The organism is Mesorhizobium sp. M0243 (genome assembly GCF_040321775.1).
Taxonomy (GTDB): Bacteria; Pseudomonadota; Alphaproteobacteria; order Rhizobiales; family Rhizobiaceae; genus Mesorhizobium.
Genome location: NZ_JAMYSF010000018.1, coordinates 73,876 through 96,824 on the forward strand (window position 1 = coordinate 73,876; position 22,949 = coordinate 96,824).

21 protein-coding genes are annotated in these 22,949 nt (G+C 62.5%); 13 read left to right on the forward strand and 8 right to left on the reverse strand.

What is annotated here, in order from left to right:
- Nucleotides 1-16: 16 nt before the first annotated feature.
- From NKJ11_RS22150 to NKJ11_RS22175, 6 genes are all read right to left on the reverse strand, one after another.
- Nucleotides 17-1,858 (reverse strand): ABC transporter ATP-binding protein, encoded by a 1,842-nt coding sequence (locus NKJ11_RS22150; protein WP_352612486.1) that lies wholly within the window; start codon nt 1,856-1,858, stop codon nt 17-19.
- Between the two features lie 8 nt (nt 1,859-1,866).
- Complete coding sequence (locus NKJ11_RS22155; RefSeq protein ID WP_023811584.1) at nt 1,867-2,853, reverse strand: phosphoenolpyruvate carboxykinase (ATP); 987 nt, start codon at nt 2,851-2,853, stop codon at nt 1,867-1,869.
- Nucleotides 2,850-4,772: a lasso peptide isopeptide bond-forming cyclase gene (locus tag NKJ11_RS22160; protein ID WP_352612488.1), complete on the reverse strand. Its 1,923-nt coding sequence runs from the start codon at nt 4,770-4,772 to the stop codon at nt 2,850-2,852. Before NKJ11_RS22160 ends, NKJ11_RS22155 begins: the two co-directional genes overlap by 4 nt.
- Nucleotides 4,769-5,362 (reverse strand): lasso peptide biosynthesis B2 protein, encoded by a 594-nt coding sequence (locus tag NKJ11_RS22165; RefSeq protein WP_352612490.1) that lies wholly within the window; start codon nt 5,360-5,362, stop codon nt 4,769-4,771. The genes NKJ11_RS22160 and NKJ11_RS22165 overlap by 4 nt, the downstream gene beginning before the upstream one ends.
- Nucleotides 5,346-5,660 carry a PqqD family protein gene (locus NKJ11_RS22170; protein ID WP_023811587.1) on the reverse strand — a complete coding sequence of 105 codons (315 nt, stop codon included), beginning with the start codon at nt 5,658-5,660 and terminating at the stop codon, nt 5,346-5,348. Before NKJ11_RS22170 ends, NKJ11_RS22165 begins: the two co-directional genes overlap by 17 nt.
- Nucleotides 5,661-5,796: 136 nt before the next feature.
- Nucleotides 5,797-5,949 (reverse strand): lasso peptide, encoded by a 153-nt coding sequence (locus NKJ11_RS22175; protein ID WP_013891488.1) that lies wholly within the window; start codon nt 5,947-5,949, stop codon nt 5,797-5,799.
- Nucleotides 5,950-6,461: 512 nt separating this feature from the next.
- On the opposite strand from NKJ11_RS22175, the gene NKJ11_RS22180 reads away from it, so the two are divergent.
- From NKJ11_RS22180 to NKJ11_RS22215, 8 genes are all read left to right on the forward strand, one after another.
- Nucleotides 6,462-7,592: a nucleotidyltransferase family protein gene (locus NKJ11_RS22180; RefSeq protein ID WP_352612492.1), complete on the forward strand. Its 1,131-nt coding sequence runs from the start codon at nt 6,462-6,464 to the stop codon at nt 7,590-7,592.
- Nucleotides 7,593-7,687: 95 nt separating this feature from the next.
- On the forward strand, nt 7,688-8,710 hold the full coding sequence (locus NKJ11_RS22185; protein ID WP_023811589.1) for a glycosyltransferase family 2 protein: 1,023 nt from the start codon (nt 7,688-7,690) through the stop codon (nt 8,708-8,710).
- Nucleotides 8,711-8,992: 282 nt separating this feature from the next.
- Entirely contained in the window at nt 8,993-9,388 is a 396-nt protein-coding gene (locus tag NKJ11_RS22190) for a single stranded DNA-binding domain-containing protein (protein ID WP_023811590.1), read from the forward strand.
- A gap of 148 nt (nt 9,389-9,536) precedes the next feature.
- Nucleotides 9,537-10,394 (forward strand): endo-1,3-1,4-beta-glycanase ExoK, encoded by an 858-nt coding sequence (gene exoK, locus NKJ11_RS22195; protein WP_127289886.1) that lies wholly within the window; start codon nt 9,537-9,539, stop codon nt 10,392-10,394.
- A gap of 67 nt (nt 10,395-10,461) precedes the next feature.
- Complete coding sequence (locus NKJ11_RS22200; protein WP_127267657.1) at nt 10,462-11,793, forward strand: UDP-glucose dehydrogenase family protein; 1,332 nt, start codon at nt 10,462-10,464, stop codon at nt 11,791-11,793.
- 92 nt (nt 11,794-11,885) lie between these two features.
- Nucleotides 11,886-13,328: a GMC oxidoreductase gene (locus NKJ11_RS22205; protein WP_352612494.1), complete on the forward strand. Its 1,443-nt coding sequence runs from the start codon at nt 11,886-11,888 to the stop codon at nt 13,326-13,328.
- A 13-nt stretch (nt 13,329-13,341) separates the two neighbouring features.
- On the forward strand, nt 13,342-13,791 hold the full coding sequence (locus NKJ11_RS22210; RefSeq protein ID WP_023811594.1) for a hypothetical protein: 450 nt from the start codon (nt 13,342-13,344) through the stop codon (nt 13,789-13,791).
- A 75-nt stretch (nt 13,792-13,866) separates the two neighbouring features.
- The gene (locus tag NKJ11_RS22215) at nt 13,867-14,946 is read left to right on the forward strand and encodes a glycosyltransferase (RefSeq protein ID WP_023811595.1); all 1,080 of its coding nucleotides are present in this window, start codon (nt 13,867-13,869) and stop codon (nt 14,944-14,946) included.
- Between the two features lie 143 nt (nt 14,947-15,089).
- Here the strand turns inward: NKJ11_RS22215 and NKJ11_RS22220 are convergent, their stop codons facing one another.
- Together NKJ11_RS22220 and NKJ11_RS22225 are read right to left on the reverse strand one after the other, a co-directional pair.
- Complete coding sequence (locus tag NKJ11_RS22220; RefSeq protein WP_023811596.1) at nt 15,090-16,112, reverse strand: phosphoribosyltransferase family protein; 1,023 nt, start codon at nt 16,110-16,112, stop codon at nt 15,090-15,092.
- A gap of 52 nt (nt 16,113-16,164) precedes the next feature.
- Nucleotides 16,165-17,661 carry a lipopolysaccharide biosynthesis protein gene (locus NKJ11_RS22225; RefSeq protein WP_023811597.1) on the reverse strand — a complete coding sequence of 499 codons (1,497 nt, stop codon included), beginning with the start codon at nt 17,659-17,661 and terminating at the stop codon, nt 16,165-16,167.
- Between the two features lie 184 nt (nt 17,662-17,845).
- On the opposite strand from NKJ11_RS22225, the gene NKJ11_RS22230 reads away from it, so the two are divergent.
- From NKJ11_RS22230 to NKJ11_RS22250, 5 genes are all read left to right on the forward strand, one after another.
- Complete coding sequence (locus NKJ11_RS22230) at nt 17,846-19,018, forward strand: glycosyltransferase (protein WP_352551141.1); 1,173 nt, start codon at nt 17,846-17,848, stop codon at nt 19,016-19,018.
- 40 nt (nt 19,019-19,058) lie between these two features.
- The gene (locus tag NKJ11_RS22235) at nt 19,059-20,054 is read left to right on the forward strand and encodes a glycosyltransferase family 2 protein (protein ID WP_352794277.1); all 996 of its coding nucleotides are present in this window, start codon (nt 19,059-19,061) and stop codon (nt 20,052-20,054) included.
- Nucleotides 20,054-21,004: a glycosyltransferase family 2 protein gene (locus tag NKJ11_RS22240; RefSeq protein WP_128302868.1), complete on the forward strand. Its 951-nt coding sequence runs from the start codon at nt 20,054-20,056 to the stop codon at nt 21,002-21,004. The genes NKJ11_RS22235 and NKJ11_RS22240 overlap by 1 nt, the downstream gene beginning before the upstream one ends.
- Nucleotides 20,994-21,962: a glycosyltransferase family 2 protein gene (locus NKJ11_RS22245; RefSeq protein ID WP_352794278.1), complete on the forward strand. Its 969-nt coding sequence runs from the start codon at nt 20,994-20,996 to the stop codon at nt 21,960-21,962. Before NKJ11_RS22240 ends, NKJ11_RS22245 begins: the two co-directional genes overlap by 11 nt.
- A gap of 74 nt (nt 21,963-22,036) precedes the next feature.
- Nucleotides 22,037-22,933, forward strand: coding sequence for a UTP--glucose-1-phosphate uridylyltransferase (locus NKJ11_RS22250; protein WP_013528099.1), 897 nt, complete (start codon nt 22,037-22,039; stop codon nt 22,931-22,933).
- The last annotated feature ends 16 nt before the right edge of the window (nt 22,934-22,949 follow it).

A 22,949-nucleotide genomic window follows, 5' to 3' on the forward strand; every position in this document is an offset into this window, starting at 1 on the left:
CGTCTTGGTCGCCGGCTCACGCGACATCGGCGGGTTCGCTCTCTGACTGTTCCCCCGACAGCATCCTCGACAACCGGCTGCCGGTTTTTTCCTTCAGCCGCTGATATTGGCCGACCTCGACGATACGGCCGTTTTCCATCGCCACCACCCAGTCGGCGAAGGCGATCATCGACGGCCGGTGCGCGATGGTCAGGATCGTCATCGTGCCGCGCAATTCGTCGATCGACCTGACGATCAGCGACTGGTTCTGCCAGTCGAGCGCGCTGGTCGCCTCGTCCAGGATGAGCAGCGACGGCTTGCGCAGCAGCGCGCGTGCGAGCGCGATGCGCTGGCGTTCGCCGCCCGAAAGCCGCACGCCGCGATCGCCGACCACCGTCTCGAGCCTGAGGTCGAGCCGTTCGACAAACTCGCCGGCGTGCGCCTGATGCAGCGCGGCCCACAGGTCGCCATCGCTGGCCCGTGGCGCGGCAAGGCGCAGGTTCGCCGCGATCGTGTCGTGCAGGAGGAACACGTCCTGCGGCACATAGGCCACCTGGTCGCGCCAGCGACGGCGATTGCTGGCATCGATCTCGACGCCGTCGACAAGCATCATGCCGGTGGTAGGCTCCAGCAGGCCAAGCAGCATATCGGCGATCGTGCTCTTGCCCGATCCGGACGGGCCGATCAGGGCGGTGACCTTGCCGGCCGGCAGGCCGAAGGTGATGCCGCTCACCACCATCTTGGCGCCAGCATCTCCGTAGGCGAAGGAGACACCGCGAATATTCAATCCCGTATTGAGGGAGAGTGTCCCGGCGTCGGCGAACTCGGTATGGCCTGGTTCGCGTTCGGCGTCGAAACGTGCCTGCAGGCTGCGCATTGCCGTAAAGGCGGGCAGGTTGATCAGCACTTGCTGGGCTTGCGTCTGCATGTCCATGAAGCGCGGCGCGATGCGCATGAAGACCAGGAGCAGGACGACGATCTCGGCCAGCGACAGGTTGAAGCGGACCAAAGCCACATAGATGAACAGGCTCAGGCCCACCACGCTCGCCACCTGGAATACCGCGGTGCCGATGGTGCTGTTGCGCACATAGTCGATGTTGTCGGCCTTCATCCTTTCAAGCGTCGACCGCAGCTGCGCGAAATAGCTGTCCTCGACATTCAGGCTCTTGGCCACCTTGATGCCGCCGAGAAATTCCGAGACCGTCCGGTACTGATCCTGGCGATTGGCGGTCAGCACACGGCCGAAGGCAGTGGCCCGTGCCCGGAAGGGCCGCAGCGCCACGAACATCAGCATGCCGATGACGACGGCAAACAGCGTCATGACCGGCGAGATGAACATGGAAACCAGGAGATAGCCAGCCAGAAGAACGGCGATCTGCACCAGCATCAGCAGTGAGAACGCCGCGCCCTGGACGCGGTCGATGTCGCCGGTCAGGGCATGATCGAGATCGGAACTGCGCATGTGGGTAAAAACGCCCCAGCGCGCCTTGCCGATGCTTTCGAACAGGTTCATGCGAACGCGGTTGACGAAATCGAACAGCAATTTGGCCATGTAGACCGACTTGAAGCGATTGAACGCCGCCTGCGCTGCAACAAGCCCGACCAGCGCGCAAAGCACGGTCGTCAGCTGCAGCGTGCCGTCAGGCACCAGCCAGCGCACGAAATCATTGTTGGGCAGCCGAACAGCGAAATCCTGGTCGGCGCGTCCGACCAGATGCAGCAGCGGGATGAGCAGCAGGATGGAGATGCCCTCGGTCAGGCTGCCGAGGATGAGGAAGAACAGCGCCGTCCATGTTCGCCGGCCGCCGATCCGGGCAATGGCGGCGCCGAATGCGGCAATTTCTCGAAACAGCGACAGGCGAAGGATTGGCTTCGACATGGTTGTGCTCACGGCCGCCGGCTGCCAGCCGACAGATCCTTTTCGATCAGCTCCACGGCTTCGCCGATCCTGTCCAGGCCCGTCGGGACTTCCAGCCGGTACACGCCGATATGGTTAGCAATCCATGAACATTGCTGAAGATGCGCCGCCGCGAAGTCGTCGGGCAGCGCCGCACGGCCGAAGCGCGTCACATAGGAGAATTTGATGATGGCCGGCAGGGCGGCAATGGCGGGCAAGGGCGTGATGTCAGCCCTTTCGCCGCGCTCGAGGACATAGATCCTGGTCGCCGGCACCTTGTCGCCTGAAAAGTCACCGTTCAGGCGATGCTGCATTTTGTCGATCGCCGGATGCACTTGCGGCCGCACTTCCGCTTCCCCGAGCGAGATCGCCGCAGCGGCGTCGGCCGCCAGCTTGATCTGCGGAAAGCCCGGAACGGTCATTGGCTCACTCGGATTGGCAAGGTCCAGCGCCACCACGTCATCGGTAAGCAGTCGATGCCCGGCCCGGATCATCGCGCTTGCCGTCGTCGACTTGCCGGCTCCCTTGTCACCCATGAAGATGGCGCTCGTGCCGGCGGCGGCGATGGCACTGGCATGCAGGACAAGCAGGCCGCGCCGGTGCAAGAGCAGCGCCATGACCGGACCGAGCAGCGGAAACGCGAGCAGCGCATCGTCGACGCCGGGCGCCGGTTCTATGTCGATACGGCTGAAATCGGTGATCAGGAACGCGCCCACGGCATGCCAAGCCAGATATTGCCGGTCCGGCTCGAAGCGAAAGTCGGCCGCGGCTTCGAGCGCCGGCTTTGGCAGGTCGATCGCGCCGACAGCGATCACGAGATCCGCCGCCCCCGGCGGCGCCGGCTGCAGTTCGGGCAACATCACCTCCGACGCGATGGTCAGACCATAGGCGCGGTAGAAGCGGCGTTTTCGCATGGCCCGGCCATGTGAACAGGCATCATCATTGTATAGAGCGAGCGGCTCGTTGCGCGGCATCACGTGGGGCTCCCGCCGTGCTGGAGTTGCCGCAGCCAGAGCGACAGCGAGGCCGAGCGCCAGACATACTGGACATCCAGGGGGGCTGCCTGATCGGGCTGGCGCAGCAGTCGCGCATAGGCAGCACTCACTTGCGGCAGATTGACATAAGGCGCGATGCGGTTCGCATCCGAGACCAGCAGCTGTTCCAGGAGGTCGCGATGGTTGCGCAGCATGCCGTTGACGAGATTGGCGGTGAAGTCGATCTTGTCGCGCCGCCACTGCACCGCCTCCGGCAATACGCCTTGCATGGCGCGACGCAGCACATAGCGACCAAAGCCGTGGCTCAGCTTCTCCTCGCCCGGCAACGCCAGGCAGAACTCGACCAGCGGCTTATCCCAGAATGGGTATCGCGGCTCGACGCCGAAATTGGCGGCGGCCTTGTCGAGAACCTCGAAAGCATGCGGGACATAGCCGTTCGACAGGATCCAGCGATGGCTCAAGGCGTCGCTGGCCTGAACGCCGGGCGGCATATAGCCGGCCCGGTGAAACCGGTCGACAAGCTCGGTGCGCTTGGCAAGGTCCGGATTGATCAGGTCGCGCCAGCTTCGTGCGCGCTGCACGTGCGCGGGCTTGCGGATCCTGTTCAGGGCACGGTTGGCCAGATGCCTCAGCTTGGCGATGCGCCAGGCCGGCCCGTAGAGGGTCAGGAACTGGAGATAAAGGCCAAGCGTGCTGTCGCCATAGGTATTGGAGGCGCTGCGGACCTCGCGCCACAGATCCATCCATCGGCCGCCATTCGCAAGCTCGTGCAGGTGACCATGGCCTTGGGAAACGACCTCGTCGCCGCCATGGCCGTCCAGCAGCACCTTGATGCCCTTGGCGCCGGCAGTCCGGTAGATACCGCGGGTGAGCGTCAGGCCCGGCGCCAGGAACGTTCCTTCCTGTTCTTCCAGCACGCGTTCGAATTCGGCGAATGGGGCATAGTTGCCGACCGGGATCAGCGTCGCGTCGACCTTCTGCTGGTCGAGAACGGCATCGATGAAGGGCCGCTCGTCCATCGGCGAGCCCCTCTCGAAAATCAGCGAGAAGGTCGGCAGCTTCGGCCTGCGCGCAGCGGCATTCTGCAGGCCGGCGACACAGGCGATAGATGAGGAATCGAGGCCGCCGCTCAGCATTGCGCCGACTGCCGAGGTCCCTCGCATGCGGTTGCGCACCGATTGCGAGAACAGATGGGCGAATTCCTCCGATGCATCCGACCGCAAGGGCCGCGCCGACGGCTCGATCTGCCAGTATCGGCGCAGCACCACCTGTTGCGCGGTGACGGTTACGCTGTGGCGGGCCGGCAGGCTGAATATATCGCTGTAGGGGGTCGACTGCGGGTCGTCGGGAAGCCCGGCCAGGAAGCCGGAGATCTGGCGCTCGCTGACACGTGCGCGGATACCTTCGACCTCCAGGATCGGCCCGATCTCGGACGCAAAGGCAAAACGCTGGTCCGCCGCGTGGTAGTAGAACGGCTTGACGCCAAAATGATCGCGCGCGCAAAACAGCGATTGCCGCTCGTCATCCCAGATGGCGAACGCGAAATCGCCTTGCAGATGCTCCGGACAAGCTTCGCCCCAGCGTAGATAGGCCCGCATCAGCACGATCGCGTCGGCCACCGACTGGTCGCGGATACCGAGCCTGGCCAGCAACTCGTCACGGTTGTCCAGCCGGCAATCGGCGGTGATGGCGAGCCGGCCGCCAGCCATCGTCAAAGGGCCTGGACCGACCTCATCCGATGTGTTGAGCCAGGCGTGGCCAAGGGCGATGCTGGTGTCCAGCCACCATGAACCGCCGTCGGGACCGCGATGGCGCATGCGCGCCAGCATTTGCTGAATGTCTGCCGCCGCGACCGCTGGTGCGTGTGCTCCGCGCAGCAGGATTCCGGCGACGCCGCTCATCGGCTGCCGTGGTCGACGAGATGGGCGAAGCCGTCGATCGATCCGCCAAGCACGATATGGTTGTCGCTGACCAGCCAGGCATGTGCTTTCAACTGCTCGCCCGTACCACGTTCGATGCCGATGCGTATCGTCGATTCATTGCCTTGGCGGGCGAGAATATACTGGCCGGAGAGCGCTTGGGTCAGGCACGTAGCGTAAGGGACGAAACGGGCCGCGGCGGCAACACCCCAGGCGACACGCCGCAGTTCGCCCATCGAGGCGCACTGCCGCGCGTCGAGCCGCGTCACCAGGCTGCGTACACGATTGTAGGACAGCAGGGTCAGCCCCAGCCGAACTGTCGCCACCACCAGCAGGCAATGGCCAAGGAAGATCATTTCCGAGCCGCTCAGGGAGAAAATCCTGACCAGCCCGTGCCGGCTTCCGCCGCGCTTCGACTGCTTGAGGCCTGTTTCCCTCGCGGGTTCCTGCCGTAAAGCCGTTGCCCGCGAAACCAGGGCCCGCGAAACCAGGGCCCGCGAAACCAGGGCCCGCGAAACTATGGCCTGCCAAACCAGCGCCTTGTGCTGGGTCGGCTTAGACAAGTGCCTCATGATGCCGTCTCGCAAGCCCATTTTCGGCCAGGCCCTTCAGCAATGCGTCGACATCGGCCTGGCAGCGCACCGGGTCGACATTATAGCGCGCAAGAACGGCGCTGCGGATGTCCCCGAGCGACCGGGGCTCCTGGATCAAATCCCAGATGAAGGCGCCGACGCCATTCAGGCTGTAGTAGACATTGGATTTGAGATTGAGCAGAGCCAAGCCATCGCCGAACTCGCAAGCCACGGCATCCTTGGTCGCACTCACGCTATCGTGGTCGGCCAGATCATGGTCGGATTGCTTCCAGTTCATCCCCGCACCTCACTGACAAAACGCTTCGACATCTCCGGTTGGCGCAGGAGAAGTCGGGAGGCTGGCCCCCCGACCCTCTTACGTCTGCTTTTGAATCCAGAGTCCCGAAATGTCACTCTGGAAACGGCTATAAGTCTCAGGAGAACGTCAGGTCGCCGATCGGCGTGTGCGCGGGGAACGATGCGTCGATCGCCGTGTTGCCGCCGCCACCCTGGGTGATGGTCTCAATCGAACCATGAACCGTCAGGCTTGGTGTCTCGTATTCATGCTTTTCAACATTCTGTTCCATTTTACTCTCCGATTTAGGACTGGAAACGGCCTGTCGAGTGCCGTCAGCACTTTTATGCTGCAATGCAATAGCTGCACGGCAGCATTTATGAGTCAAGACTGTTTTACCTTCCGTTAATCAATTACGTTGCTGGCGTCAGGACATGAGCGGCCATGCCTAAAACTTGTCACTTTTTAGCCGATTCCTTGGGCACGATGGCAGCGCCCGCGCTGATTCTTTAAGCATGTGATTTTGCTTGCATAAGTCGTTTGCTTTGTGCCTATTTTTAGGCGTCGCTAATGGAAAGAATTTTCTGTTTGGAAAATTCGGCCGGGGATCGGCAAAAGACCTGACAAGGACATTTCAGCCGCGGTTCTCACTTCTTTCCGACGCGATCTCGATAGGTGCTCGGTTGCAAAAATTCGCACTGCAAAAGGAAAGGCTTTACGGCACCGAGGTTTTTGGTGATGTTTGCTTCGCACATGCAGCATAAGTGTTCGCGCAAACCGCTTTCTTTGGAGATTGTGCGCTAAATGGCATTGCCTGACGGCTCATACGAACGATTGCGCGCCGCCGGCTGTGCCGACGAGGTGGCCTACGTGCAGGCCTGCCTGCGATTCTATTTTGCCGGGCCGCACGCCGGCGCGGGCGACATTTCGATGCGTGATCTGGACGGTGCCAAAATTGCCGACATCGCCAGGCTGAACAAGGTCGCCACCTTTGTCCTCAAGGCCCTTTCGCGCGCACCCGCGCTTGAGAGGCCGCCTGAGCTTTTCCGATGGCTCGACACCTACCGCAGGAGAACGGTTTCGATGAACGCGTCCTGCATCATGGATTCCATGGCGGTCCATGATGTGCTGCGCGCCAGCGAGATCGATTTTGTTTTTCTGAAGGGTCCGTTCCAGCAGCAGCTTCTCTACGACGACCACTTCATGAAGCCGTCCGGCGATGTCGACATTCTGGTTTCGCCGCTCGGATTTGTCAGGGCGCGTGATGCCCTTCGCAAGATCGGTTATGAGGTATCAGGCAAGTCGAACTCCGTCTGGTGGGTCCGCTTCCTCGGCGAACAGCACATGACCCGGGACGACGGGCCGAGGTCGTCCACGGTAGATCTCCACTACCGCCTCCAGCAGCCCGGCTCGCCAAGCCCGCGCGACGCGGACGGGTTCCTGCGGCGCAAACGACAGGTCGAAATCGCCGGTGCGACGGTGCCGTTCACCTCGGTTGCCGATACTTTGCTTTTGTCCTGCATCAGCGTTGCCAAGGCACTTTTCAACCGGGAACCTTGCGCGGGCTACGTCTGTGATATCAGCGCCAGCGCCGGCCGACTCGACGAGGCGGATCAGCAGCGTTTGCTCGATGCCGCAACCGTGCAAGGTTTGGACGACACGCTGCTGCTTGGCCTGCGCGCCGCCGATGTGCTACTCGGCGGTGCTGGCACGCTGCTGTCGCAGCGCGCGACCAGGATCCTGTCGCGCATCGGCAATGAGGATCTGCTCAGCATGGTCATCGCGCCGTGGCTGCCGTCGCTGCGGTGGCCACAGCGGCGAACGGTGCTGTGGGAACTGTGCGGCCGCGCGCCGGTCCGCTATCTGGCCGAAGCCGGCTGGGCGGCGTCCGCCGATATCAGCCGCCGTATCTTCGAGCGGCCGGGGAGTCGCTGAATGAAGGCAAATCGGGTGCTGATGGCAATTCTGTAGGGCATCGAAGGAGTACGGGGCGAGGGCAAATCGATATTACCTGTACGAGAGGCAAATCCATGTCGATGACGAAATCCGAGGTCTGCGTGATCATCGCGGCAAAAAACGCCGCAGCGACAATCGCCGTCGCCATCGCATCCGCGTTGCGCGAACCGGAAGTGGCGGAGGTCGTCGTTGTCGATGATGCCTCCACCGACCACACCGCCGATGTCGCACGATCCGCCGATGATGGCAGCGGGCGGCTCTCCGTGATGCGCCTCGATGTCAATCGCGGCCCCTCCTTTGCCCGCAACGCAGCCATCGCCGGCTCGAAATCGCCGTTCATCAGCATTCTTGATGCCGACGATTTCTTCCTCGAAGGCCGGTTTCGCAACCTGTTTGCCGGCGCCGATTGGGATTTCGCAGCCGACAACATCATGCTGATCAGGGATGATGCGACGGGCGACGCGACGAAAATCGTCGCGCCGCAATTTGCCGCCGATCCGGAATTCCTCGATTTCGAGCGCTTCGTCGAAGGCAACATCTCCAGGCGCCGCGTGCAGAGGGGCGAACTGGGCTTTTTGAAGCCGGTGATCAGCCGTGCCTTCCTCGACCGCCACGGGTTGAGCTACGACGAGAGCCTGCGGCTGGGCGAGGACTATGAACTCTACGCCCGCGCGGTCGCATGCGGGGCACGGTTCAAGGTCATTCGCTCCTGCGGCTACGGCGCCGTCGTCCGCGCCGATTCTCTGAGCGGCCGCCACAAGACCCAGGACCTGAAGCGTTTGGCCGATGCGGATCTGGCGCTGCTGGCGATAGACAGTCTGCCAGAAGGCTCGAAGGCGGTGCTAAGGCGGCATGAACGGCACGTGCGCGACAAATATCGGCTGCGCAATTTCCTTGACGTCAAGGCTGAGCGGGGGTTGGCATCGGCTGCGGCTTACGCTTTCGCCAGCCTGTCCAACCTCGTCCCCATCGTCCAGGGCGTGGCTTCCGACAAGCTCGAGGCGCTGTTTCGTCGCGTCGGCCTTATGTCCAGCCAAAAACATGTCCCGCCGCGGCGTTTTCTGATGGCCGGAACCAGCATGGGCAAGGAACGCTGAGAGCGGACCCCGGTGCTTGCAATTTGTCCTCGCGGCACGTCATCACGAAAACCATTTCGGCCGGATTTATGAGTTTACGAATTGGGTGGTTGCCTCGCGGCTCCGACGATGGCAGTCTATGTTGCGGTGCAGCATAGTGGACGACCAGCCGAACTGGCCCCCGATCGGATTGGTCTGATGTCTCTCCGGAGCAGGACAACGCAACACGAGTTTTTGAGCCCCGGCTGCGGGGATCGGCCAGAAGCCCGGCCCACAAGCCGGCGATGACAGGAACCTGAGTCCATGGCCTCGATATTCGGTTTCAGATCAAGGGATCCGGCCCGCGACCGGCAGGCCGATGTTTCACGTCTTGATCGTCTGGCAAAGCTGTTCGAGCAGATTGCGGCCGAGATCGAGGCCGAGAGAACCGGGCTTGAGAATCGCTACCGGACAACGTCGACCAACGCCGCCTTCCTGGTCGAAGCCATGGAAAACGGCTCAGCTTCCGACAAGCGGTCTTCGGAAGTCAGCGCACTGACACAGTCGATCCTGAATTGCGAACGCCGCATCGCGGCGCTGTCGCGCCAGGACGGCATGATGAAAGAGCTCCGTCATTCGCTGGATATGGTCTTCGACGAGAATGCCGATTCGGCCACCTCGGCGGAATTCGCCTGGCCGGCAGGTGCAGGCAGAGGTTGAACGTGAAGGCTCGGAACTGTTGCAACAGATTTGATGCAGGGCGGGAAGCAATCGAGAGGGTCACAAGGGAGGTCAAGGTTGGCCCGTTCAGGAGCGGTTCGAACGTCGACTTTGGGTTGGGGACACACAGCGCAAAGGTGAGTTTGGTATGAATTCGAATCCGAAACCTACGACAGCAATTGACGCACCGTCTCTCTCATATCGGGCCGGGCAAGCCGCCCGGCGGCGGCTGGGGTCGCTCGGTGCGTTGCTGCTGGCTGCTCTTGGCGCTTTCGTGGCAACCCCTTCCTACGCCCAGGACATTCCGACATCGCCGTCCTTCGTCGATGATTTCAAAAGCTTCGATCGTGCGCGCTGGTATGTTTCCGACGGCTGGAACAACGGCAGCCATCAGAATTGCACCTGGTCGAAAGGCATGGTCGGACTGTCGAATAATGTGCTGTCGCTCGGCTTCGAAAAGCAGACGTTGAAGGATCGCGACTACGTCTGCGGCGAGATCCAGACCAAGCAGCGCTTCGGCTACGGCACCTATGAGGCACGGCTGAAGACCGATACCGGCTCCGGCCTCAACGCGGCGTTCTTCACCTATATCGGTCCCAGCGACAAGCAGCCCTGGGACGAGATCGACTTCGAGGTCCTGACCAAGGACACCTCCAAGGTGCAGGTCAATGCCTATATCGCGGGCAAGGGCAAGAACGAGAAGCTCGTCGACGTGCCGGGCGGCACGGAGAACGCCTTCAACGACTACGCCTTCGTCTGGCAGAAGGACAGCTTGCGATGGTACGTCAACGGCCAGCTGGTGAACACGATTACCGACCCGGCGAAGCTGCCCAGCCATGCACAGAAGATATTCTTCAGTTTTTGGGGCAGCGATACGATGAAGGGTTGGATGGGAGCGTTCGCGGATCCGGGCCGCAAGCTTTCCCTGCAGATCGAGCGGGTTGCCTTCACGGCGCTCGGCGAACCCTGTCAATTTCCGGAATCGCTGGCATGCAGTGTAAAGTAGTTGGGAAAGTCGATTTGAACCGGCGGGACCGAAAACGGTCCGCTGCCTTGCATGGGAATGAAACCGAATGAATTTGACGGTGTTTGGAATTGGCTATGTCGGCCTCGTGCAGGCTGCGGTCCTTGCCGAAGTCGGGCACCAGGTCGTGTGCGTCGACATCGACGCCGCCAAGGTCGAGCGGCTCAACCAGGGCCTGGTTCCCATTTTCGAACCCGGTTTGGAAAACCTCGTTAAGGAAAACCATGCTGCCGGCCGCATCAAGTTCACCACCGATGCCGCCGCCGCGGTCAGGCATGGCGAGATCCAGATGATCGCGGTCGGCACGCCGCCGGGCGAGGACGGCTCGGCCGACCTCAAATATGTGCTGGCCGTCGCCGAGACCATCGGCCGCGAAATGGACAAACCCAAGATCGTCGTCGGCAAGTCTACGGTGCCGGTCGGCACCTGCGAAAAGGTGAAAGCTAGGATCGCCGACACGTTGAAGAAAAGAGGCCGCGAGGACCTGGCTTTCGATGTCGCTTCGAATCCCGAGTTCCTCAAGGAGGGGTCCGCGGTCGCCGACTGCATGAAGCCGGACCGCATCATCGTCGGCACCGACAGCGAGGACACCGAGGCTGTGATGCGCGAACTCTACGCGCCGTTCAACCGCAACCACGAGAAGATGATCGTGATGGACGTGCGCAGCGCCGAATTCACCAAATATGCCGCCAACTGCATGCTGGCGACCAAGATCAGCTTCATGAACGAGATGGCCAATTTGGCCGAACAGCTCGGCGCCGACATCGAGGAGGTCCGCAAGGGCATCGGCAGCGATCCCCGCATCGGCTACCATTTCATCTATCCGGGTCTGGGTTATGGCGGCTCGTGCTTCCCCAAGGACGTGCGGGCGCTGATCAAGACCGCCGAAGGCGTCAAGTTCGACGCCAAGCTGCTGCGCGCCGTCGAGGAGCGCAACAACGCACAGAAATCGGTTCTCTTCGACAAGGTGGACCGCTATTTCAAGGGCAACCTCAAAGGCAAGACCTTTGCGCTCTGGGGCTTGGCCTTCAAGCCCAACACCGACGACATGCGTGAGGCGCCGGCGCGCGTCCTGATGGAAGCGCTCTGGAAGGCCGGCGCCAATGTGCAGGCTTATGATCCCGAGGCGATGCAGGAATGCCAGGCCATCTACGGACTGCGCGACGACCTGCTTCTGTGCGGCACCAAGGAGGCGGCGCTGCGCGGCGCCGATGCGCTGCTGATCGCCACGGAATGGAAGAGCTTCCGTGCGCCCTCCTTCGATGCGGTGAAGGATGCGCTGATTACGCCGGTCATCTTCGACGGCCGCAACCTCTATGACCCCAAGGTCATCGCCCGCCACGGCATCGAATATCACTCGATCGGCAGAATGGCGGCATGAGACCAGGTCCTGGCAGACGGATGCAAGACCGGTCCGCACATGGCCTGCGGGCGCTGGGACTGAGCGCGTATTTCTGTGTGGAGTTGTAGCCGATGGTGCTGGACGTAAAGCCGGGGCAAATCACCAAGGACCATTTCGATCTCGTTGCGATCGGCTCCGGCTTCGGTTCGGCCTTCTTCCTGCATGAGTTCGCCAAGCGCCGAAAGGCGCGCATTCTGGTGCTGGAGTGGGGACGCCACAACACCCATGAATGGCAGCTCGAGCAGAACGTCAACACCGACATCGAAGACGAGACGACCTACAAGACCAATTCCAACAAGCCGTGGAACTACACGATCGGACTGGGTGGCGGGACGAACTGCTGGTTCGCGCAGACGCCAAGATTTCATCCCAATGATTTCCGGCTGAAAAGCACCTACGGCATCGGCAATGACTGGCCGATCAGCTATGACGACGTCGAGCCGTTCTATTGCGACGCGGAAGACATCATGTCGATCTCCGGCGATCCCGACATGGCGGCGATGCTGCCCCGCTCGAAGCCGTTTCCGCAACCGCCGCATCGCATGTCGACACCGGACAGGATGATGAAGGCGGCGCAGCCCGGCCAGCACTTCGTCATGCCAACCGCGCGGGCGCGGCTGCCGACATCGCAACGCACCTCATGCTGTGCCAATCTGCGTTGCTGGCTGTGTCCGGTCGACGCCAAATTCACCGTCAACAACGGCTTGATGCACGTCTTCGAGCATCCCGACGTTTCGGTCTGCCTCGGTGCGGAAGTGCGCCGGCTCGATCACGTCGGCGGCGCTGTCCGTTCGGTCACGTTCAGCCATGACGGCAAGGAATACCAGGTCAGCGGCGATCTCTTCATTCTCGGCGCCAATGCCATCCAGAGCGCGGCGATCATGCTGCGATCCGGCCTGGGCGGCGAATTCGTCGGCAGCGGCCTGCATGAATCCTACGGCTGGAATTTCGAGGTCTATCTAGACGGCGTCGACAATTTCGACGGCAGCACCATCACAACAGGCCTGAATTTCGGTCTCTATGATGGTCCTCACCGATCGGAGCATGCGGCGGCATTGGTCTATTTCGAGAACCGGTGGCAGCATGGGATGCGTGCCGAAAAAGGGCGGCTACGCCAGGCGCTGCCGCTTGTCGTGGTCACCGAGGACTTGCTCGATCCCGAGAACTTCGTCACGCTTGACGAGGATGAGAATGCCTTCGTCAGCTTCAAGGCGCCATCGGACTATGCGGTGAAGGGCATGGCGCGCGCTCTGGAGAAATTGCCGGGCCTTCTGGCGCCGCTGCCGGTCGAAAAGCTCTTCGATCGCGGCATCCGGCCGAGCGAATCGCACGTCCAGGGCACGCTGAGGATGGGTACGGGCCCAGCTGATTCGGTCATCGACAGCGGCATGATCCACCACCAGCTCAGAAATCTGGTCGTCGTCGGCACCAGCACCTATCCGAGCTGCTCCTGCGCCAACCCGAGCCTGACCGCGGCAGCGCTGTCCTTGCGGGCGGCGAGCCGGATCGCGTGAAAGGAGGTATCGCATGATCGAGATTTCCAGACGCTCGGCCCTGGCCGTCATGGCTGGCGGAGTGGTTTCGACAGGGGTCGCCTACGCCGCCGTTTCCTCGTTCTCGGACGAGGATCTGGTGCGCGTCACGCTGGAAAAATACCTTGGCAAGTTGAACATCCGCATCGAGCATCTGCAGCAGTTCGTGCTGGCGTTCCGCGACAGGAATCCATGGAACTTTCCGAGCGAAAAACTGAGTGACGCCGTCACCTTGGTGGAGGAGCTCAAACTGGGGGCCGCGCGCCGCTTGCTGCCCCAGCGGAAGCGGGAAGATCTGCTGCATTTCGACCGCTGGGTCGTCGCCGAATTCCATATGCTGACGGACTACGCCTGGCGCAGTTCGCCCAACGACCCGATCCGATTTACCGGCTGGCAATCCTGTACCAATCCCTTCGCCAATCTGGAGCCGCCGAAACTTGCCTGACGTCGAAAAGAGAGGCGGCGGACTTTGCCTGTTGTCTCCGAGCAAGGAATACGAGATGCGACAAGGAGCCCGATCATGAAAGTTCTCTTTGCAGGCGGCAACGGCTACCCGCCTGAGTTCAGCGGCGGCGTTCAGTCGAGCACGCATCATCTGGCCGAACAGCTGATCGAGCACGGTCATGAAGCCGCTGTGCTCGCCGCCCTGTTCGGTGATGGTGTCTTCGGCTTCAAGGCGCGCGCCAAGATGAAGCTGTTGCGGCAGCCGGCGGTTGTCGACAGCTATCCCGGCTATCCGGTGGTGCGGGCCTGGTTTCCCTGGGAAGCGGCGGGCTATGCCGTCGACAGGCTGAAACCCGATGTCGCCGTGGTCCAGTGTCACAAATCGGTTCCGATCGGCAAGGCGCTGCAGGCGGAGGGCGTGCCTCTGGTCGTTTATCTCCGCAATGTCGAGTTCCATGAATTGGGCGGCGATCTGCGCGAATTGCATTCAGCGCTTTACATCGCCAATTCGGACTTCACCGCACGTACCTACAGACAGGAGTTCGGCATCGAGGCGGTGGTAATCCCGCCCACCATCAACCCGGCGCACTACTCGACGCCAACGACGGGCCAGTTCGTCACGCTGATCAACCCTTATGAGGAAAAGGGGTTTGAACTTGCGGTGCGGATCGCCGGCGCCTGCCGCGAAATCCCATTCCTGTTCGTCGAAAGCTGGAAGCTCGACGACGATCACCGGGCGCGGATCGAACAGACGATCGCTCCCTTGGGCAATGTCGTCCTGGAGAGCCGCACCAGCGACATGAAGACGGTCTATGGCCGCACGAAGATCCTGCTTGCTCCCAGCAAGTGGGAAGAGGCGTGGGGCCGCGTCGCTTCGGAGGCCCATTGCAGCGGAATCCCGGTTGTCGGCTCGCGGCGCGGCGGTCTGCCCGAGGCTGTCGGCTCCGGTGGCGTGGTGCTGGATTACGATGCTCCGCTGGCCGATTGGGTCGCGGCCGTCAGGCGGCTGTGGAACGACAACCAGGAATATGACCGGCTTTCAAGCCTCGCCCGCAGCTTCGCCGGGCGCCCGGAACTCGATCCCGATCGCCAGTTCATCACCTTCTTCTCGATACTGGACAGGGCCATGCAGCAGCGCGCGCGGCAGGCGGCCTAGAGGAGTTCGCCATGTCACGGAAACGGCGAACTCCTCTAACTCTTTGTTTTGACGCGATTCCCAAGGGAAAGCGCTACGCGCTTTTCCCGGGAAAACCGTTCACACTTTTCCTGGAATTGCCCTAACGGCGCCGCCTGAGCAGGTCAGGCCGGGCGTTTGACCCGGCTTTTCAGCGTCTCGTAGCCGCGAGCGCCAAGCAGGGCGCGGGCAATGGTCTTGGCGGCGCTCTTGCGGCCCTCTTGCGACTTGATCTGCCGCAGCCTTGCCGGCAGGTTCCTGGCCGCCTGACCAAGTGCCGGCAGCGACAGCGTGTTGGGAAAGCTGACCATATGCGTTTCGACGCACAGCACCGGCTTGCCTGACAGCTCGGTGATCCTCAGCGCCTGTTCGTGCTCGCTCTCGATGAACAGGATGGCATCGGACTTGCGGTAGAAGTCGGCCTTGAAACTGCCATGCGCGCCGAGCCGCTGCCGTTCCGCCTTGCTCGGCAGATCGAGCATGATCAACTGGTCGTATTTGATCTCATGCTTGGCGAGCCATGCCTCGGTGAGCGCGCGGTATTTCTCCAGCCGGCTGGTGACCAGCCAGCCGATCCTGTGGGTCGCGACATGGAGCGGCCGCGCTTCGCTGAGGAATTTCTCATAGGCCGGGCCGTCGTCATTTTCCGCCTCTGTCGGATCGAGGCACAGCACGCCGTCAATATCGACGCAGCATTGCGCCAGGAATTTATGATGCATGAAGTTCCACTGGAACATGCGCGGATGCGGCACGACTTCGAAGACGAGGTCGGTTTCCTGGTGCTGGGGCTCAAGGCCGAACACGGCGGCAAAGGTGAACTCCGCCTCGATGCCCGAAGCCTGGATGCGGGCGCGTGCGTCGCGCATGGCGTTGCCGCCGGCGACGCTGTCGTCGATCACCAGCACCTTGCGCATCTCGGAAACCTTGCGGTCGAGAGCGGCACGGCGCTTGGTGACGCCAGACGTATAGATCCGACCTGCCAGGAAGCTGTCGAGATCGGTCATCGGGATGTTCGCGGCAAGGCTGACCAGCGTCGCTGCCAAAACGCCGCTTCTCGGCACACCGACCACCAGGTCGATGTCGCGCGGCAGCCGGTGCAGGCCCCTGACGATGGCGTCGTTCATATCGGAGATCGATCGGTAGTGCATGGTTCAGACCTGGTCCTGGAGGAGATGTCCGTAGCAGTCGAAGACGCCCAAATTATTGCGCTTCGCGCGCCGCCGCCGCAGGCAGCCTTGCCGGCAGCATCTTGAGGGCCTCGCGCAAGGCTTCGCGGCCGGAGGCGAATGCCAGTGCGATGACGATGGTGATGAGGTAGGAGAGCACGGCGCCGCTGGCCAGGGCGACGACATGCTGCTGGGGCAGCAGGGGCTTGATGAACCAGATCACGGCCAGCGCCAGATGGGCGCCAAGCACGAACGGCGTTGCCGCGCGAAGCACATGGTGCGCCTGCAGCGGCCCGCTCCTGCCGACATAAAGCCACAGGAACGGCGTCCGCAGATATTCGCTGATCGCATAGGCGATCGCCACGCCCAGCGCGCCATAGGGCAGGCCGAGCATGAAAGCCAGCACCGACGTCACGGCCGTTATGATGCCCCAGCGCATGAAATCGCCGGAGCGGCCCTGGCTGACGAAAAGCCACCCGGCCGGATTGTTGAGCGGCTGCAGCAGCCCGGCAAAGCCGAGCGCCAGGAAAATCGAGGCGCTTGCGCGCCATTGCTCGCCGAGCACGAAGGGGATCAGCACATCCGACATCGCGGTGGCGAAGGCGACGCCGGGAAGCGCCACCAGCAGGATCAGCGGCATGACGCGCAGATAGGCGCTGCGGTAGCGATCCGGCTCGTCCTTAAGCCTGGAAAGCGCCGGAACCATCACCTTCGACAGCGGGTTGGTGATCTGGCTCAACGGAAACAGAAGCAGCTTGTAGGCGCGGTCATAGAGGCCGAGTTGCGCCTCGCCCCAATATTTGCCGATCAGCACATTGTCGAGGTTGCGGGCAAAGAAATTGGCGAAGTTGAAGCCGGTGATGCCGGCGCCGAAATTGATCAGCTCGCCGATGCCGGCGACCTTGCGCGGCAGGCCCGGACGCCAGCGCGAGCTCGCCCAATAGCAGAGCGTCGGCAACACGGCACCGGTCAGCGTACCGGCAAACAGGGCCCAATAGGAGCGATCGATAAAGGTCCAGGCGATCGACACCGCAAGCCCGGCAATGGCGCTGGCGACGTCGATGACGGCCAGCCGGCCGAACTGCATGCGGCGTGTCAAGAGCGCCAGATGCTGGGCGCCCAGCCCATAGGCCATGATCTGCAGCCCGAACGCAGCCACCAGGCCCGTCACGCGCGGCTCGCCGTAGAAGGCAGCAACCAGCGGCGCCGCACCCGCAAGCACGCAAGCCAGGATAGCGCTGACGGCGACATTGATCCAGAAGAGGTAGTTCACCTCCTCATGCCGGATGCCTGATTTCTGGATCGTCGCCTGGGTCAGGCCGAAATCCTGGAACAGGGCGATAAAGGCAAGCACCGGCGCGCACATCGCCACGACACCGAAATCCTGTGGCGACAATAACCGCGACAGCACGATGACGGACAGGATCTGTGTCGCGACCCGCACCGATTGCGCCATGGCCGTGACAACCGCGCCGCGCCCAACCGATTTGCGCAAGGAGCCTTCTGGCGGATCGAATGCATTGGCTTCCAAATTCAGGATTCCTGATTTTTTACGTGGATTTCCGAGCCCGAAATCCACGACCGCCGCCGACCACAAACTACGGCAATAATTTTGCAGTGCAACAGAAAACGTCGATGCGTGCAGCAAAAATGTTGCGATGCAGCAAGAGCTGTACTAGCATTCCCTCGGGTGGGCCAACAGCGGTCGAGTTTTTATGCTGCATGTCTTGTACCTTGTGCACGACGTTTCCGACCCGGCGGTGCGCCGGCGGATCACGATGCTCAGGGCAGGTGGGGCCCAGGTCACTTTGGCCGGCTTCCGTCGCACCGCGAATCCGATTGCGGATATCGAGGGACTGCGGCCGATCGACCTCGGCGCGACGCGTGACGGGCGATTCGGCCAACGCCTCGCGGCCGTCGCCAAAGCAGCCGTTTCGATAGGCTCGAAGCTTGGCGGCATGCCAAAACCGGATCTCATCATCGCGCGCAACCTGGAAATGCTGGCGCTTGCCCGCCGCGCCAGGTCAGCCTTCGGTGCATCGGTCCCGATCGTATACGAGTGCCTCGACATTCATCGGCTTGTGCTGCGCAACGATGTCCTGGGCAAGGCGCTGCGCGCCACCGAACGCTTTCTGGCCAGGGATGTGAAGCTGCTGGTGACCAGTTCTCCTGCCTTTATCGCCAATTATTTCAAGCCGTTCGGCCAGGTCGCGGCACCCATCGAGCTGGTCGAAAACAAATATTTCGAGGCCGCGACGATCTTGCCCGGCGCTCCGGAGGCTGAAGAGAGCCCGGCCGGTCCGCCATGGCGGATCGGCTGGTTCGGTGCGCTGCGCTGCCGCCGCTCGCTCGAGCTGCTGGCCGATTTCTCCCGCCGCATGGAGGGCCGCTTTGAAATCGTGCTGCGCGGACGTCCGGCTTTGTCGGAATTCCCTGACTTTCACGGCTTTGTCGAAGCCGAGCCGTGGCTGTCGTTTCTCGGGCCCTACCGCAATCCGGAAGACATGGCGGCGATCTACAACGATGTCCATTTTTCCTGGGCGATCGATTTCTTCGAAGCGGGGCAGAACTCCGAATGGCTTCTGCCCAACCGGCTCTACGAAGGCTGCCGTTTCGGAGCGGTGCCGATCTCGATGGGCAACACCGAGACCGGGCGGTTCCTTAAACAGCAGGATATCGGCGTGCTGTTGCCGCAGGCGTCGCCCGAAGCGCTCGAAGCCGTGCTCGGCAAGATGGAAGAGCATCGCTTCGCCAGGCTGAAAGGGCGTGTTCTGGCGCGCAATCCGAGGACCTGGAGCTACGATCGCAGCGATTGCCGGGCGCTTGTCGAGCGGCTGCGCAGCCTGACGGCCGTGCCCGGCTCGTTTGCCGCCGAGGCATTGGCATAGGATGGCCAAGGATGGACAGAGGCAAGATGGACAGAGGTTGATGACGCAAACCGAAAGACCCTCATCCAACCTGATCGTTATTCCGTGCCTGAATGAAGCCGCCCATATCGGTGCGTTGCTCGATCAATTGCGGCCCGCGGCCGCCCGGCTTGGCGCCCGGATCATCGTCGCCGACGGCGGCAGCACCGACGGCACGCTTTCCATCGTCGAGGACGTCATTGCCAGGGACCCGCGGGTTATCCTGCTCCACAACAAGCGGCGCATCCAAAGCGCGGCGATCAATCTCGCCGTCGGTACCTTCGGCGATGGTGCCGACTATCTCATCCGCATCGATGCACATGGCGGTTATCCCGACGATTATTGCGACCGACTGGTCGAGGAAGCCTTGGTTACGGGGGCGGATTCGGTTGTCGTTTCGATGCTGACCAGCGGCAGCGGTGCCGTGCAGAAGGCGGCCGCCGCGGCGCAGAACTCCAAGCTCGGCACCGGCGGCTCGAAGCATCGGCATCTTTCGCAGGGACAGTGGATCGATCACGGCCATCATGCACTGATGCGGATATCGGCGTTCGGCGCCGTCGGCGGCTACGACGAAGCGTTCAGCCATAACGAGGACGCCGAGCTCGATTACCGCCTGCGCAAGGCCGGCTACAAGATCTGGATGAGCGGCAAGACGCAGATGGTCTACTATCCGCGCGCCTCGCTCTCAGGTCTCTATTTCCAGTATCTCGGCTACGGTCGCGGGCGTGCCAAGAATGTGCTGAAGCATCGCGTCATCCCGAAGGTAAGGCAGATGGTGCCGCTGCTGGTGTTCCCGGTGGTGCTGCTGGCGGCCTTCTCCTGCGTGCACTGGCTGGCGGCGGTGCCGCTGCTGCTGTGGGCGTCGGTGTGCCTGGGCTACGGACTGGTGACGGCTATCCGCCAGCGCAAGGCTGACGTTGCGCTGGCCGGTGTCTCGGCCATGGTCATGCATCTTGGCTGGTCGGTTGGCTTCTGGCTGCAGCTTCTCGGCCTCGGCTCGCGACGCGGAGTGGCCTGATGGCAGTGTCGACAAAGAACCGCAGCATCGACATCGGCGTCTGCACGTTCCGCCGGCCGGAGCTGGCTGACACGCTGCGCTCGCTCGACGCCATGGAGATGCCGGCGGGATTCGATATCCGCATTATCGTCGCCGACAATGACGACACCCCGACGGCCCGTGACCTGGTGGCGGCGCTGTCGCGGGAATTGACGGTGCCGATCCACTATCGGCATGCCCCGGCGCGCAACATCTCGATCGCCCGCAATGCCTGCCTCGATGCGAGCACAGCGGATTTCGTCGCCTTCATCGATGACGACGAGACGGCCACGCATCAATGGCTCGCCGAACTGGTCGTGATGGCGCAGCAAAGCGGTGTCGCCGTCGTGCTCGGCCCGGTCAGGGCGCGCTATCGCCCAGATGCGCCGGACTGGATGCGGCGCGGCGATTTCCATTCGACCTTGCCCGTCTGGGTGCGCGGCGAGATCCGCACCGGCTACACCTGCAATGTTCTGCTGCGGATGGGCTCGGATAGCCTGCGCGGCCGCCGCTTCAGCCTGGCGCGTGGCCAGACCGGCGGCGAGGACACCGAATTCTTCGATCAGATGCACAAGGCGGGCGGCCGCATCGCGTTCTCGCCCGAGGCCTGGGTCGACGAAGTGGTGCCGCGCTCCAGGGCGGCATTCGACTGGCTCGGCCGCCGCCGCTTCCGCGTCGGCCAGACGCATGGCCATCTCCTGGGCAGCAGCGCCAGCGGCATCGGCCTGGTCAAGCAGGTCGGCCTGGCCTCGGCAAAGGCCATCTATTGCTTCGCCTCGGCACTTCCGGTCGTCGTCAGTCCGGTCCGCAGGAACCGCAGCGTGCTGCGCGGCATTATGCATGTCGGTGTCGTCAGCGGCCTCGTCGGCATCCGCGAAATCCGCCTCTATGGCCAGCCGTCGCCACAGGAGGGAGGCAAGCGTGCAGTCTGACGTCAGCTCTGTCCCCGATGTTTCCTTCGTCATTGCCGCCTACAACGCCGAGGCGACCCTTGATCGGGCGATTGCCAGCGCCATCGCCCAGAAGGGTGTCAGCGTCGAAATCATCGTCGTCGACGACAAGTCGCGCGATGCTACGCTCGACGTGGCGCGGGCCTATCCAGGGGATATCGTCCGTGTCGTCGCCCTGGCCAGCAACCGCGGCCCCGGCGGCGCCAGGAATGCCGGCCTCGACGCCGCCCGAGGCAGATGGATCGCGGTTCTCGATTCCGACGACGCGGTCTTTCCCGGCCGGCTCGCGGCCATGATCGCTCGTGCCGAAAGCGCGGATGCCCAGATCGCCGTCGACAATCTGCAGGTCGTTCGCGAAGATGGCGTCATCGAGGACGCGATGTTTCCGCGGCAGTATCTGGAAGGCTTGCGCGAGATTTCGCTGGCCACCTACATCGCCGGCAACGTTGTCTTCGAATCCAAGTTCAACCTCGGCTATCTCAAGCCGATCTTCCAGCGCGAGTTCCTGAACGAAAACCGGCTTCGCTACGACGAAAAGCTGAGGATCGGCGAAGACTACGTCCTATTTGCCGAAGCCCTGGCCAGGGGTGGCAAATGCGTGGTCGAGCCTGATATCGGCTATGCCTATCATATCCGCAGCGGCTCCATCTCGCGCGTGCTCGAGCTTCACCACGTCGAAGCGATGAGCCAGGCAGATGCCGAGTTCGCTCAAACCCATCGGATGGATGAGGCCGCGCAGGCCGCGTTCGCCCGGCGCGGCCGCAGCCTGCGCAAGGCGGCATCGTTTCTGTCACTGGTACAGCACATCAAGGCGCGGTCCCCGCTCAAGGCGATCCGGACAGCGCTCAGCGACCCGGCGGCGGTCAGGCATATGGGCATGCCGATCGCCGTGCGGTTGCGAAGAATGGCGGCACAATTTGCCGTTGGGGCGGGGAGGTGAAGATGCAGGCACATGGAGGGATTTTTCGTGGCCTGTGAATGGACTGAAGTCGATCTCCTCAGAAGGAATTTGCGATGAAGAAAATCAGGAAGGCCGTGATACCGGTGGCGGGGCTTGGAACACGGTTCCTGCCGGCGACCAAGTCGATGCCGAAGGAAATGCTTCCCGTGGTCGACAGGCCTGTCGTGCAATATGCGGTGGACGAGGCCTTCGAAGCGGGCATCGAGCACATCGTCTTCGTGACCGGTCGCAACAAGGCGGTGATCGAGGACTATTTCGACCTGCATCCGGAATTGATCGGCACCCTGGAGCAGACCGGCAAGAAGACCCAGTTGGAGGCGCTCGAAAGCATGCTGCCTGTGGCCGGTGCCACCAGCTTCATCCGCCAGCAATCGCCGCAAGGCCTCGGCCATGCCGTCTGGTGCGCGCGCGAGGTTATCGGCAACGAGCCCTTTGCCTTGCTGCTGCCGGACATGGTGTCCTTCGGCGGGCGCGGATGCCTAGCCGAAACCGTCGAGCTTTATGAGCGCACGGGCGGCAACGTGATCGCCGTCGAGCGTTGCGAACCGAGCGAGACCAACAAATACGGCATCGTTGGCCGTGGCGCCGAGATCGGTGGCGGTTTCGAGGTGACGGCCATGGTCGAGAAGCCGGCGCCGGCCAATGCGCCGTCGAACTTCTACATCAACGGCCGCTACATCCTGCAGCCCGAGATTTTCGCGCTTCTGGGCAATCAGCAGCGCGGCGCCGGCAACGAGATTCAATTGACGGACGCCATGGTTCGTCTGTCGAAGGATCAGCCGTTCTTCGCCCAGCCTTTCCTCGGCCGCATGTTCGACTGCGGCTCCAAGGAAGGGTTCATCCAGGCCAACATCGCCTTCGCGCTGGCGCGCGACGACATGAAGGGTCCGGTTTTCGAGATGCTTCAGGAGTTCGTCCGGTCGCATGAACGCCAGGAAGAAGCCGCATAATGCCCATCTTTCGGGA

Excerpts from the sequence above, each read along its gene's own strand:
- NKJ11_RS22150 (WP_352612486.1), bottom strand. The coding sequence starts at position 1,858 with ATGTCGAAGCCAATCCTTCGCCTGTCGCTGTTTCGAGAAATTGCCGCA.
- NKJ11_RS22160 (WP_352612488.1), bottom strand. The coding sequence starts at position 4,772 with ATGAGCGGCGTCGCCGGAATCCTGCTGCGCGGAGCACACGCACCAGCG.
- NKJ11_RS22165 (WP_352612490.1), bottom strand. The coding sequence starts at position 5,362 with ATGAGGCACTTGTCTAAGCCGACCCAGCACAAGGCGCTGGTTTGGCAG.
- NKJ11_RS22170 (WP_023811587.1), bottom strand. The coding sequence starts at position 5,660 with ATGAACTGGAAGCAATCCGACCATGATCTGGCCGACCACGATAGCGTG.
- NKJ11_RS22175 (WP_013891488.1), bottom strand. The coding sequence starts at position 5,949 with ATGGAACAGAATGTTGAAAAGCATGAATACGAGACACCAAGCCTGACG.
- NKJ11_RS22180 (WP_352612492.1), top strand. The coding sequence starts at position 6,462 with ATGGCATTGCCTGACGGCTCATACGAACGATTGCGCGCCGCCGGCTGT.
- NKJ11_RS22185 (WP_023811589.1), top strand. The coding sequence starts at position 7,688 with ATGTCGATGACGAAATCCGAGGTCTGCGTGATCATCGCGGCAAAAAAC.
- NKJ11_RS22190 (WP_023811590.1), top strand. The coding sequence starts at position 8,993 with ATGGCCTCGATATTCGGTTTCAGATCAAGGGATCCGGCCCGCGACCGG.
- exoK (WP_127289886.1), top strand. The coding sequence starts at position 9,537 with ATGAATTCGAATCCGAAACCTACGACAGCAATTGACGCACCGTCTCTC.
- NKJ11_RS22200 (WP_127267657.1), top strand. The coding sequence starts at position 10,462 with ATGAATTTGACGGTGTTTGGAATTGGCTATGTCGGCCTCGTGCAGGCT.
- NKJ11_RS22205 (WP_352612494.1), top strand. The coding sequence starts at position 11,886 with ATGGTGCTGGACGTAAAGCCGGGGCAAATCACCAAGGACCATTTCGAT.
- NKJ11_RS22210 (WP_023811594.1), top strand. The coding sequence starts at position 13,342 with ATGATCGAGATTTCCAGACGCTCGGCCCTGGCCGTCATGGCTGGCGGA.
- NKJ11_RS22215 (WP_023811595.1), top strand. The coding sequence starts at position 13,867 with ATGAAAGTTCTCTTTGCAGGCGGCAACGGCTACCCGCCTGAGTTCAGC.
- NKJ11_RS22220 (WP_023811596.1), bottom strand. The coding sequence starts at position 16,112 with ATGCACTACCGATCGATCTCCGATATGAACGACGCCATCGTCAGGGGC.
- NKJ11_RS22230 (WP_352551141.1), top strand. The coding sequence starts at position 17,846 with ATGCTGCATGTCTTGTACCTTGTGCACGACGTTTCCGACCCGGCGGTG.
- NKJ11_RS22235 (WP_352794277.1), top strand. The coding sequence starts at position 19,059 with ATGACGCAAACCGAAAGACCCTCATCCAACCTGATCGTTATTCCGTGC.
- NKJ11_RS22240 (WP_128302868.1), top strand. The coding sequence starts at position 20,054 with ATGGCAGTGTCGACAAAGAACCGCAGCATCGACATCGGCGTCTGCACG.
- NKJ11_RS22250 (WP_013528099.1), top strand. The coding sequence starts at position 22,037 with ATGAAGAAAATCAGGAAGGCCGTGATACCGGTGGCGGGGCTTGGAACA.